At 49.6% G+C, this 12,663-nt stretch carries 8 protein-coding genes; 6 read left to right on the forward strand and 2 right to left on the reverse strand.

Annotated features, from left to right (window positions below):
- Positions 1 to 142: 142 nt before the first annotated feature.
- The 3 genes from GCU39_RS29015 (at position 143) to GCU39_RS29025 (ending at position 6,308) form a co-directional block, all read left to right on the forward strand.
- A complete protein-coding gene (locus GCU39_RS29015; RefSeq protein WP_152396658.1) occupies positions 143 to 1,243 on the forward strand; it encodes a DNA alkylation repair protein in 1,101 nt (366 codons plus the stop codon).
- A 469-nt stretch (positions 1,244 to 1,712) separates the two neighbouring features.
- Positions 1,713 to 5,348: a glycosyl hydrolase family 18 protein gene (locus GCU39_RS29020; RefSeq protein WP_227793369.1), complete on the forward strand. Its 3,636-nt coding sequence runs from the start codon at positions 1,713 to 1,715 to the stop codon at positions 5,346 to 5,348.
- A 171-nt stretch (positions 5,349 to 5,519) separates the two neighbouring features.
- Complete coding sequence (locus GCU39_RS29025; protein WP_152396659.1) at positions 5,520 to 6,308, forward strand: hypothetical protein; 789 nt, start codon at positions 5,520 to 5,522, stop codon at positions 6,306 to 6,308.
- 58 nt (positions 6,309 to 6,366) lie between these two features.
- On the opposite strand, the gene GCU39_RS29030 is transcribed toward GCU39_RS29025, so the two are convergent.
- Together GCU39_RS29030 and GCU39_RS29035 are read right to left on the reverse strand one after the other, a co-directional pair.
- Positions 6,367 to 7,590, reverse strand: coding sequence for an MDR family MFS transporter (locus tag GCU39_RS29030; protein ID WP_152396660.1), 1,224 nt, complete (start codon positions 7,588 to 7,590; stop codon positions 6,367 to 6,369).
- A 12-nt stretch (positions 7,591 to 7,602) separates the two neighbouring features.
- Positions 7,603 to 8,517: an ArsR/SmtB family transcription factor gene (locus GCU39_RS29035; RefSeq protein ID WP_193726675.1), complete on the reverse strand. Its 915-nt coding sequence runs from the start codon at positions 8,515 to 8,517 to the stop codon at positions 7,603 to 7,605.
- 203 nt (positions 8,518 to 8,720) lie between these two features.
- Here GCU39_RS29035 and nirB point away from each other — a divergent pair, with 203 nt between their 5' ends.
- From nirB to GCU39_RS29050, 3 genes are read left to right on the forward strand one after another with little or no spacing between them, the layout of a single operon-like run.
- Complete coding sequence (gene nirB / locus GCU39_RS29040; RefSeq protein WP_152396662.1) at positions 8,721 to 11,123, forward strand: nitrite reductase large subunit NirB; 2,403 nt, start codon at positions 8,721 to 8,723, stop codon at positions 11,121 to 11,123.
- Between the two features lie 14 nt (positions 11,124 to 11,137).
- Positions 11,138 to 11,458, forward strand: coding sequence for a nitrite reductase small subunit NirD (gene nirD, locus GCU39_RS29045; protein ID WP_018758565.1), 321 nt, complete (start codon positions 11,138 to 11,140; stop codon positions 11,456 to 11,458).
- A gap of 3 nt (positions 11,459 to 11,461) precedes the next feature.
- Positions 11,462 to 12,232, forward strand: a complete 771-nt coding sequence (locus GCU39_RS29050; RefSeq protein WP_152396663.1) for a formate/nitrite transporter family protein — start codon at positions 11,462 to 11,464, stop codon at positions 12,230 to 12,232.
- Positions 12,233 to 12,663: the final 431 nt, after the last annotated feature.

The raw sequence follows: 12,663 nt of genomic DNA on the forward strand, positions 1-12,663 counted from the left end.
TGTGAGGAGCACCCTTCGGGGTGTTTTTTTATTGTGTTACGGGAGATTTCATGATCTTGCGATTTTATTCCTTGACACCCTGTTGTCCGATTTCATCCGTTATACTAGGATTAGCAAACGTATGATTTAGGAGGGGACACATTTGGCTGAGCCATTAAAATTAGTCTATAACGAAGCTTTCTTGCGTGATTTCGGAGCGAAAGTCAAGGAGGCGTATGATGCATTTGATGTAGAGCGATTCATTGCGGATGTCATCGATTCGTCGTGGGACGAGCTAGCACTGAAGGAACGGATGAGAAAAATATCGGAGACGCTCGGGCGCTATTTGCCACCCAGCTATGAAGCGAAGCTTGACGTCTTATTTGCTGTGGATGATGGTTCTTGCACAGGTTTCCCTTATTTATTCATGCCTGACTTCATCGAAGTCTATGGACAAGCCGAGGAGCATTGGGAGCTGTCGATGCAGGCGATGGAGCGGTTCACGCGAGGTTCGTCGGCCGAATTCGCCATTCGCCCGTTCATCCTGCGTGACCCTGAACGGGCGATGCGTCAGATGACAATCTGGGCGGATCATCCGAATGAACATGTGCGGCGACTTGCGAGTGAAGGCTGTCGTCCTCGGTTGCCTTGGGGCGTTGCATTAGCGATGTTCAAGCGCGACCCCGCGCCGACTCTACCGATTCTGGAGAAGCTGCAAGCCGACCCGTCGCTCTATGTACGTAAGAGTGTCGCGAACAATTTGAATGATATTGCGAAGGATCATCCGTCGGTTGTAATTGAGACGGCTCGCCGCTGGCAAGGGAAGCACCCGGATACGGATTGGATTATCCGTCATGCGTGCAGGACGTTAATTCGGAGAGCCGATCCGGAGATCATGCAAATCTTCGGATATGCGGAAGATGCGTCATCCCTTACAACGTCTGCCGAATTACGTGTCGAACCTGCAGCGCTTAGCATTGGCGAGCGATGTGAGCTTCACTATGCGATGCGTGTGCGCGAAGGGGAAGAGGTGCGTGTACGCATCGAGTACGGCATTTATTTCGTGAAGGCGAAAGGACAGACGTCTCGTAAACTGTTCTTGTTATCGGACAAAACCGTACCAGGCGGTTCTGTATTGAGCGGACGGCGCAGCCATAACTGGGCAGACTTGACGACGCGCCGACATTACCCGGGAGCGCATCGAGTCGTTCTCGTTGTTAACGGCATGGAGGTGGCGGAGGCGATGGTGGAGTTGCAGGAATAGGGAAGAATATATACATTCATTGTTATGTATATTTATTCGTTATAATGTTCGTGACCGATAGGGATCATTCACTAGAATGATCCTTTTTTCGTTGGGCTACGGAATCTTTTTCGGATGAAATCTTCGATTTTATATAAATCCACGGAAATTTATAGTAATTAACGATCCCCTTCGAAATGATATTATTTTCCCCCTAAATAATGGAAATATCTCCCTTCCAAATCGATGTAACCCAAGACATGATGGAATGAGAAGGCTTTCTTTACAAAATTTTAACGAATGCAGACAGGGTGGTGGTAACACGCAGAACGCGAATGATCGTTTTATGTTTTACCTCATGCAAGACTTGGTTCCTCGATTGCTTACTTCAAGCGACTTCACAATTCATCTCCTCAAGAAAAATGCATAATTATTCCGCACCAACTGTGTTTTCCATTCGAAATCTAGTTCATGGTAGGAGTGATCTTTATTGCGTAAATCCGTTCGAAAAACTCGTCTTTTATCTATGGTATTAAGCTTCGTTCTTGTATTCGGAACCCTATTCACGACCTCGGCGGCATTTGCGGAGGAAGGTGAGGCGGGGGCAGCAGCGGCAGCTCAGGCAGATCCACCCCCGCCTACAAATTTGCGTGTCACGGAAGTGAATCATAACAAAGCCAAACTGGAATGGGATTTCGTAGACGGTCCCAATGACATTCAAATTTATAATCTGGATACGGGGAAGAACATTACGTGGGGGAACAAGGAGACTCGTTATGCAACAGGGCTGAAACCCGAGACGACCTATCATGTATTTATCGTCTGGGAGAAAGACGGCGCTGGAAAGGTGAACACGAAGGATATTCCTGAGGATCGCTGGAGTAATGTCGTAGAATTCACAACTCCGCCGAATACTGACCAGTACGAAGAGGCACCACTAAGTCCGCCGAGCAACTTGCGTGTCACGGATGTGACCTATAAGTCCATTTCGCTTGCTTGGGGAGGAAGTGATGGGGCAAATGGGTACGATCTGTACGTGAATAATGCTTGGAAGACAGGCATCTGGGATGGAACCAATCAAGTTACATACCAGATCGCGCCGGAGACAGTAACTGGATCTGTATATACGTTCATGGTCGGTGCTCAGAATATGCCGAAAGTATCGGACAAGAGCAATAAAGTGACGATCAAGTGGGGTGAATTGGCCGCTCCAGTCGATTTGCAAGTAGTCTCGGCTACCCGGACGACCGCAGCACTAGGTTGGGCAGCGACGCCAGGCGCCACGAGCTATGATGTCTATGTGAACGGAGAGCTTCATGGCTCAAGTGAAGAGAATCGTTATGCCGTAAGCGGACTAACGGAGGGATCGACGTATGATGTCAAAGTTGTAGCCAAGAACAGCCTCTGGGCCTCGCCGGAGAGCAGCTCAGTTCAGGTCGTACCGGGGCGCAATTATAATATCGTAACCTATTACACGTCATGGTCTTCATCGAACCCAGGCCGCAATTACTACCCTTCCGATGTAGATGTGACACAATTTACGCACATTAACTATGCTTTCTCCGATTTGTGTTGGAAGAAGTTCAGCAGCGATGGCAAAAAAGAATGTAAAAATGCAGACATACCGCTTCAAAACCGATACGTTCATGATGGCGAGATGATTATCGGCGATCCGGAACGGGATGTTGAGCAGCTAGCGGCGTTTAACGCTAAAAAAGCAGAGAACCCGAACCTCAAGCTGTTAGTATCGGTGGGCGGCTGGTCATGGTCGAAGTATTTCTCGGTCATTGCCGCGAATGACGTCACGAGAAAGGCATTTGCGAACTCTATCGTCAAGTTCATTCGGGCGTATAAGCTCGACGGGATTGATATCGATTGGGAATACCCGGTCGAAGGCGGAGAAGATTCGAATACGAGAGGACCGGAGGATAAAGTGAACTTCGGCTTGCTCGTGCAGACGGTTCGTGAAGCTTTGGATGCGGCGGGAGCGGAGGACGGCAAATATTATCTCCAGACAATTGCAGCCGCCCAAGGAGATAACTTCATCGTCAACTCCGACCTAGCGAATTCGTCAGCTTACTTGGATTTTGTGAATATTATGACGTACGACTTCAGCGGAGGCTGGGAGAAACTCGCGCATCATAACGCACCGTTGTATTTTGACAAGAACCATCCGAGGGCAGCAACTTCTGCCCCGCGGAACAACGTAGCGGGCTCGGCAGCCAGTTTTGCAGGGAGCATTCCGAACTATAAAGTCGTGGTCGGTGTACCATTCTATGGAAAAGGATGGAGCGGATGCCCATCGACGGGGAATGGACAGTATCAGGAATGCGCAGGCGTCTCGCCAGGTACCTGGGAAGGCGGCATCTTAGATTATCAGGACCTAGAGAAGAATTATATCGATAAGAACGGCTATACGCGCTACTGGAACGACGCGGCCAAAGTCGCTTACGTGTACAATCCGGACACGAAGATTTGGGTTACCTATAATGACCGGAACACGATGGCGTATACGGCGGCAATGCTGAAATCATTGGATATTGCTGGCGTCATGAGCTGGGAAGCGCATGGGGATAAGACGAAGACCTTGTCCACTCAGCTATCGCAAGATTTGCCAACGTATGGTCGTTCGTCGAATGAACTAGCGGCACCACGGAACTTAGCTGTTACGTCGACTGGCGCGAATACGATCTCGTTAAAATGGGATGCCTCGGCTGGCGCGACCGGCTACGAAGTTTTCGTGAATAAGCAGTGGGTTGCGAATACGACGAATACGAATTACACCGTCGCATCGCTCAGCGCGAATACGAGCTATACGATTCATGTTATCGCTGTGGTCAAGGACGGGGCAGACGTGAAGCAGGTGTCCGTTAACAGCCAAGCCATTAGCGTTAAAACTTCGGATGGAAGCGGAACGACGCCTACGACACCAACATCGCCGTCCACGGGTTCATCTAGCGGAGGAACGACGCCTGCTCAGCCGGCTGCACCAACAGGTCAGTTGGAGACGAAAGTGAGCAAAGACGGGGATAAATTAACGGTCAGTGTGCCAAAAGATGCTGCACTCAAAGCAATAGAGCAGGCCACGTCGCCAACCTTCAGCATTCAAGTGGCGGAGAAGGCAGGGCAGGTTGAAGTGACATTGCCGAAAGAAGTCATTGCAGCCATCGCGAAGAAAGGCGATAAAGCTTCGGTTACGGTGAACGTGAACGGCGTCGCGCATCTCATTCCGATCCAATCGCTTGGTTCGGCCACAGATGTGAAAATCTCGATTCAATCGCCAAAACAAGAAACGCAGGATAACATAGCGAAATTGTTGAATGGGGCGAAAGCGCATGTATCGGCTTTTGAATTCAAGCTCGCCCCGTCAGCTTCAAAGCCGGTAAGCCATAAGTTCACGTTCCAAGCAAAAGATGTGGACGCGAATCGTTTAACGGGCGTGATCTATCTGCCGGAGATCAATGAAATTCGCTCGGTGCCGACAGTGGTCACCGTCAATGCGGATGGTACAGTATCGGTAGAGGTGAAAAGTCAAGGAAATGGCATTTATAGCGTCATCGAATCGAAGGTGCTCTTCACGGATGCCATTCCGGCATGGGCGCAGGAGGATGTGCTGCGCGCGGCTGCGAAGCTGATTGTATTCGGCGAGGGAGAGGCGAAGTTCGGAGCGGGGACGGAAGTGACTCGCGGCGAGATCGCATCGATCATTGCACGGGCATTCGGTGTCTTGCCGAACGGAGGTAAGTCGACCTTCACCGATGTAGCGCCTGATTCGAAATACGCGAATGATATCGCGGCGGCGAAGGCGGCGGGACTGATTCAAGGCAAGTCCGAATCGATCTTCGAGCCGAACGAGAACGTAACGCGCGAGCAACTAGCTGCGATATTGGCGTCGGCATTGAAAGCTGCGGGAGTCGCGAGCAGCGCAAGCACAACGGCATTGGATCCGTTCAAGGATCAATCGAGCATTTCGTCCTATGCGAAGGACGCGTTGGCGATGCTCGTCGAACATAAGATTTTGCTTGGCGTGTCCGATACGCAGCTCGCTCCGATGGACGAAGTAACGAGAGCGCAAGCGGCCGTGATCATCATGCGTGCACTGAGAGTTAGTGGATTATCGAATTAATAAGGGACAGCACCCGGGAACGGGTGCTGTTTTGTTATTAATGTTAAAGATGATTGCCTTGGGACTTTTTTGTATATTTTTGAAAGGAATAATGTTAATACTTGTCGAAAAATAGTAACTAAAGAAGGTTTTGCAAACGGGAATATTAATGAGCTGCAAGGAGTGCATCAAATGTGGTCTGAAATATCTAAACTCATTGGAGCGAATCCAATCATGACACTAGTACTAACCATCTTTGGAACAACGACGATTTGGCTGTATAAAGAGTTTAAAGAGATGATTAATCAAAATAATAGAACACAGCTTGCATCCGTAAATGAAAAAATAAAGATTTATAGTCAATTGCAAGCTAGTATCTCGGCGGTAATCCATGGTGGAGATGCAAAGTTCGGCTTAATGCAGAAACTTGGTGAATCCAGTCCTTACTTGAGCGAGAATGTTCGTAGAATCGCCCGAGATTTTTATTATCAAGCGGATATTGCATATCTGACTTCCATGCTCACTTTTATTGATGTAGATCTTGGGAAGCTTGAGCAAGAAAAAACAAAATACTCTAAATATGATAAGTCAACAGACATTAGTGATTTTGTATTGAAGTTATATGCGCCTCTTAAGCCAATTGCGTTTATTTGGGTAAGTATCTTAGTCTTTTTACTTACTTACGATCGTTTACTTAAACAGCAGTTTTGGTATGACCAGGTTTATGTCATTTTTATTACCGGTTCCACTGCTTTAAGCGCGATTATAGTTTTTGTCTTATTTTCATTGAAGTTGGAGGGAGCTTTACCTAAGCAAGGCGCATATCGATGGGGGATTAATCTATTAATAGTTGTAATGCCAATGTTATCTTTGGTTCATAACGCACTTTCAATCATGTCGTTAATTATCCAAATTCTGCTCATCATGATATTGTTGCATATGAAAAAACGTAAAAAGAACATAATCTTAATGATCGATTAATTAAATATTAACAGCTACTGTCATCAGGATTTCTCTGGAGGCAGTAGCTAATCGTCTCCTACTCCGCCACCCCTGCCGCATTCCCCACATCCTGTACCTTGTACCCTCCAGCCTTCCGATAGAACCAAACGCTGAGCAGAGCGGTCACCGCAATTGCGCCGAACATCACTTGCCCGTTGTAGTGGACCAGGAGCGCGCTCCATAACCAAGGACCGATGAAGTTGCCGAGGCTATTCAGCGAGAACGCGCCGAAGTATGTTCCGCGCACCGACGCCGGCGTAATCTGGTTCAGCAGCGTATATTGCGAGGGCATGATCAGAATTTCCCCGACGGTGAAGATCACCATGAACAAGATGAACATCGACCATGTGAAAGAGAAGGCATATCCCAACTCCGCTAGAACGAACAGCAGGCTCCCGAACGTAATGGCATACAACGGGGATTTGCGCTGCGTCCATTTGGCGATGATCGGCTGCAGCAGAATAACCAAGGTCGAGTTGACCGTAAGCAGGACGGCGAGCAGCTTCTCGCCATCGGCAAACTGCGTAGGCAAATAATTGGCGAATGCCACGGACCACAGACCTTCCACGGCAGTAGTCAAGATGCATGCGCATACGAAGAATAGGAGTGCGGCATCCCGCCGTAACACATGCCAGGACGCGCCTATCGTGAGAGAAGGAGAGGCAACCGATGCCGGTGCACCGCGATCCTTCAATCGCTGCAGTGCAACGAACAAGACGATGGCATAGGCGAAATAACAGATGGCCATCAGCACGAATGGCGTCGGACTTCCGGTCAGACCCAGCGCAAGGCCGATCAAAGGCCCCACGGCAAATCCGATATTCACAGCCATGTACCGCAAGGAATACACGGTAGATCGTTGATGCTCCGGCGTGAGATCGGCAAGATAGGCATTCGAAACCGGGGCGAAAAAGGCGCTGCCAAATCCCCCGATGACGACAAGAGCGAAAATGAGCGCCGGATGCGGCACCATGGCGTACCCGGCATAGATCACGCTGGAGGTCGTAAGTGAGAGGAGCATCAACTTTTTCCGACCGATCCGGTCCGATAGATACCCGCCAATGAATCCGCCCACGGTGCCCGCCAATGCCCCTGCACCAATCATGAACCCGATTGTTCCAACACCGAGACTCGTATGCTTCGAGAGATAGATGACGAGAAAAGGCGAACACATGGATAAGAATAAATTCGTGATGAGCGATCCGGTCAGCAAAATCACTATGACCGGATGGAGCTGTGTTGGTAAGCGTAATAGTCTCATGTCAGACCTCCGTTAAACATGTGTTCTGTGAATGTACGCTGCAATGTCAGATTCCAAATGATTCAGAGGTCCCATCCGAGAGCTGTAGGATTCGATTTTATCCTTCACGTAGTGGGAGCGCAGCAGCCCAGATAGACGAAGCGCCGTCAGATGATAGTGCACATTGCTTTTGACTAGGCCGATATAGGCGGCGATTTCTTTGAAGGAACGTGGTTCTTCGGCGACGTATTGCAGGATGCGCAGTCGATTCTCATCGGACAGTGCCTTCAAGGTGTTCATCAGCTTGAAGGACGGTACGGTAGGATCTGTTGCAGGCATTCCCACCGGATATTGACAGACAATCAACCCCTCGTAATGATCGATGACCGTATACGGATTGCAGTGGATCTGCGGGACAAGCAGCACCTTCTCAATGCCAGGGCTAGGCTCGACGCGAATCCCATTCGTACACTGTTCAATCAGCTCGACCGCGGGAGTCGAGGGGAGGAGCTGTGCGACTTGATCCCCACTGTGCTTCAGCACGCGAAGGAACGCCGGATCGATATGACGGAAATATTGTTCGTGCCAGTCATGCAGCGCGGAGACGATGAGATCCCGAACCGAGTTCATGTCTTCTTTGAACGAAGAGACCCATGGCACAAGCTTCTCATAGATTTCGCCTGGTGCCATATTCGTGAGCCAATGCAGAAAATTCTCCACCGTACGTTCGCCGGGGCACTGCCAGACTAATAAATTCAATCGGTGTAGCACTTCTAGTCGATGATCCTCAAGCCGCTCCGATAAGGAATCGCTGAGACGACGACGTACGTCGGTTTTCCATGCTTTGCCGAATGCATTATGTTTGGATGTCGGATGCTCGATGTAACAATAGAGGCTCACGATCAGTTCATAGACCGGTGAGGAATCTACTTGGACCACATAACTCATGAATGTTTCACTCCTATAGAACTTATAATATGTTCTAATTTTATAGAACAATTTCATAAAGTCAAGAATGACATGCAACGCATTTCCATTTATTTCACAAAAAATCCATTAATAATGTGCGTAGGATCACACGTGATTAGTTAAAAATCAATATAATACAAGTATGTTACTTTTTTCACATAGTAGTGATGGAGGCGGGTTCGATGAAAAAAAAGTTGGTCATGATCGGCAATGGGATGGCGGGTGCACGTTGTGTTGAAGAAATTCTAAAAAGAGATGCTGACATGTTCGACATCACCATGATTGGGGATGAGTCTTATCCGAACTATAACCGGATAATGCTATCGAATGTCTTACAAGGCAAAACAACTTTTAGTGAGATTAATATAAATGATTGGGATTGGTATAAGGAGAATAACATTCAACTGATCTCGAATGAACGCGTCATCGACATTCAGCGGGAGCAGCAGCAAGTCGTTACGAATCAAGGGAAGGTCATTCCTTATGATGAGCTGATTATTGCGACGGGATCGAGCGCATTTATTCTTCCGGTGCCAGGACATGAGCTCGAAGGCGTTGTCGGGTTCCGCACAATTGAGGACACCGAGTTCATGATGGAAGCGGCGAAGCAATACAAGAAAGCGGTCGTTATCGGCGGCGGATTGCTCGGATTGGAAGCGGCCCGGGGGCTGATCGATCGCGGGATGGAGGTGCATGTCGTTCATCTGCTACCGAACCTAATGGAGATGCAGCTTGACGGTGAAGCGGCAAAGCTGCTCCAGAAGGACCTCGAGAAGCAAGGCATGAAGTTCCTAATGGAGAAGAAGACGACGGAAATTTATGGCGAGAAGCGGGTTGAAGGGCTTAAATTCGATGACGGTACAAGTGTCGAATGTGATCTCGTCGTGATGGCGGTAGGGATCAGACCAAACGCTGCGATTGCGCGGGAAGCAGGGCTTGCTGTAGGTCGCGCCATTCAAGTTGATGATTTCATGCAGACGTCGGATCCTAACATTTATGCGGTTGGGGAATGTGCGGAGCACCGGGGAATCGCCTATGGACTTGTTGCGCCGCTCTATGAGCAAGGCGTTGTGCTGGCAGATGTATTGACAGGAAAGCCAACCGAAGGGTATCAGGGCAGCGTGCTCTCGACGCAGCTGAAGGTAGCGGGATGCGACTTGTTCTCGGGCGGAGAAATTCATGAACGGGAAGATACGAAAGCCATTGTCGTACAGGATCAAGTGAAGGGTACCTATAAAAAAGTGCTCGTCCGCGACAACAAAGTTGTCGGCGTCGTCCTCTATGGCGATGCATCGGATGGGACGCGGTTGTTCAGCATGCTGAAGAAAGAAGCTGATATTCAAGAATATACGAATGCTTCTGTTCTGCACAAAGCGGGGGAAGAAGCGGGCATCGACGTAGCTTCGATGAGCGCGAATGAGACCGTGTGTGGCTGTAATGGGGTGACGAAAGGCACAATTGTCGGCGCAATTCTCGAGCATGGATTGACGACATTCAATGAAGTGAAAGCTGTCACCAAAGCAGGCGGATCGTGTGGTAAATGCCGCGGGGTAGTCGAGGCGATTCTGGCACACACGCTTGGCGATAAGTTCGATGCAGCAGCGGAAGTCACTGGCATGTGCAGTTGTACGATGTTATCCCGAGACGAGGTCGTCGAAGCGATTCGTGAGAAAGGCATGCATACGCCGAAAGAAGTCCGGATCGTGCTTGGCTTCAAACACGAGGAGGGCTGCTCGAAATGTCGTCCTGCCTTGAACTACTACCTGCGGATGCTGCGTCCAGATGAATACGAGGATGACAAAGCATCGCGATTCGTCAACGAACGGATGGACGGTAACATTCAGAAGGACGGGACGTTCTCGGTGGTTCCGCGGATGTACGGTGGTACGACAACGCCGGAAGATCTGATTCGTATCGGCGAAGTAGCGAAGAAATACAATGTGCCGCTGGTGAAAATTACAGGCGCAGCACGCGTCGGACTCTTTGGCGTGAAGAAAGAGGATGTGCCGAAAATATGGGCTGAGCTTGAAATGCGTTCGGGTTACGCTTACTCCAAGTCGCTGCGCAACGTGAAAACTTGTGTTGGGTCGCAGTTCTGCCGCTTCGGGACGCAAGATTCGCTCGCGCTCGGCATTCGCTTAGAGCAGGAGATTGAGATGGTGGATACGCCGCACAAGATGAAGATGGGGGTAACCGGTTGTCCGCGGAATTGTGCGGAAGTATTGACGAAGGATTTCGGCGTCGTCTGCGTAGAGAATGGGTTCCAGTTGTATTTTGGCGGTAATGGCGGGACAGAAGTCCGGGAATGCGACAGCTTGACGACGGTTGCGACGGAAGACGAAGTGGTGCAAATGGCGAAAGCCTATGTGCAGCTCTACCGGGAGACGGGCATTTATGGCGAGCGTACAGCTCCTTGGGTCGAACGTGTCGGCGTAGATATGGTGCGTATGGTCCTCGATAATCAGGATCAGGTGGAGAAGCTAGCTGGTAGATTTGAACTCGCACGGGACACGTACCGCGAGGCATGGAGCACGACCCTCGAAGATGAGAAGCGCCGGAACATGTATACCATTGAACAACGATAGAAGGGATGATCGCGATGAGTACAACGATGAATATGATCAAAGTAATCAAGCTCGAAGATCTTGCGATACAGATCGGCAAAGAAGTGCATGTGAAGGAGAAGTCGATCGCCATCTTTCGCCTATCGAATGGTGATGTCCGTGCGGTGAGTAATCGTTGTCCGCATAAGAACGGTCCGCTTGCTGAAGGGATTGTCTCCGGGGAATTCGTGTTCTGTCCTCTGCATGACTGGAAAATCTCGCTTGTCACAGGTGAAGTCCAGAAGCCAGATGATGGATGCATTGAAGTATATCCGACGGAAATTCGTGACGGTTATGTCTATCTCGGGGGGCTGTAATGGATGAAGGAGCTCATTAATGTCATTAACAATGCAGGCGTAGGGAAAGTCGCTTTATTGAATCGCAGCAAAGGGAAGTACCTGACTTCCTCGATGCTCGCCGGATTGTTCGTAGGTCTGGGTATCATTCTCATCTTCACCATTGGCGGGCTGTTATCGCCGGCGCACGTGCCGAGCACCAAGATCATTATGGGGATCTCCTTCGGGATCGCCCTCAGCCTAGTCATCATGGCGGGCGGCGAATTGTTCACGGGCAATAACTTTATTCTGACCGTGAGTACGTTAGAAAAGAAGACCACGTGGCTTGAGACGATGCGCATATGGTTCTACAGTTACATTGGCAATTTTGCAGGGTCCATGCTCGTGGCGGCCATCTTCGTCGGAACGGGGCTAGCGACTGGCGGTGTAGCGGATTTCATCAACACGGTAGCTGGAGCCAAGATGAATGCGCCATTCTTCGAATTGTTCATGCGCGGCATCTTGTGTAACACGCTGGTGTGTCTTGCGATCTGGTGCTCGATGAAATTGAAGGAGGAGACGGCGAAGCTCATCATGATTTTCTGGTGCCTATTCGCCTTCATCACGTCTGGCTTCGAGCATAGCGTGGCGAATATGACGTTATTGTCGATCTCGCTCTTCATCCCGCATCCGGAGACGGTATCGTGGGTAGGACTTGCGGCGAACCTCGTTCCCGTAACGCTTGGGAACATCGTCGGCGGTATGCTCTTCGTAGGTATTGCGTATTGGTATATTGCACGGGAACGGGAAAAGTAGTAAAAGGGCTGCACAGTGTCATGCTGTGTAGCCCTTTTTTGATTGGAGGAGAGGAGACGCATTGCCCGATTTCCTTCGACCCAGTATCCTCCTCGCACCTACAATGGATTTTTGCACGAACTTGGGCTAGTTTGCGCCCTGAACAGTACTTATCCTGTATTTGTGCATGATAGAGCAGCGTTTGAAGCGCAAAAGGGACGATAAAGCAGCTCTATCTTGCAAAAAATCCACGATAGCATGAGGAAACTAGCAAACGTAGCAGTCTATCTTGCAAATATCCAACATAGGTGAGGGGGAAGGGAGCGGGGGGCCACTCTATCCCTACTTGCTCCCTTGCTCCATCTACTTGAATGCCGTGTCTAGGTTACGCTCCCTTGCTCCAAGCTATCAATATGAACGCCGTGTCTAGGTTACGCTCTTACTCTAAGCTA

Source organism: Paenibacillus guangzhouensis (assembly GCF_009363075.1).
Lineage (GTDB): Bacteria > Bacillota > Bacilli > Paenibacillales > Paenibacillaceae > Paenibacillus_K > Paenibacillus_K guangzhouensis.

What these genes read in the sequence shown, in the direction of transcription:
- nirD (WP_018758565.1), top strand. Translation starts at nt 11,138, where the DNA reads ATGAGTACAACGATGAATATGATCAAAGTAATCAAGCTCGAAGATCTT.
- GCU39_RS29025 (WP_152396659.1), top strand. Translation starts at nt 5,520, where the DNA reads ATGTGGTCTGAAATATCTAAACTCATTGGAGCGAATCCAATCATGACA.
- GCU39_RS29035 (WP_193726675.1), bottom strand. Translation starts at nt 8,517, where the DNA reads ATGAGTTATGTGGTCCAAGTAGATTCCTCACCGGTCTATGAACTGATC.
- GCU39_RS29050 (WP_152396663.1), top strand. Translation starts at nt 11,462, where the DNA reads ATGAAGGAGCTCATTAATGTCATTAACAATGCAGGCGTAGGGAAAGTC.
- nirB (WP_152396662.1), top strand. Translation starts at nt 8,721, where the DNA reads ATGAAAAAAAAGTTGGTCATGATCGGCAATGGGATGGCGGGTGCACGT.
- GCU39_RS29030 (WP_152396660.1), bottom strand. Translation starts at nt 7,590, where the DNA reads ATGAGACTATTACGCTTACCAACACAGCTCCATCCGGTCATAGTGATT.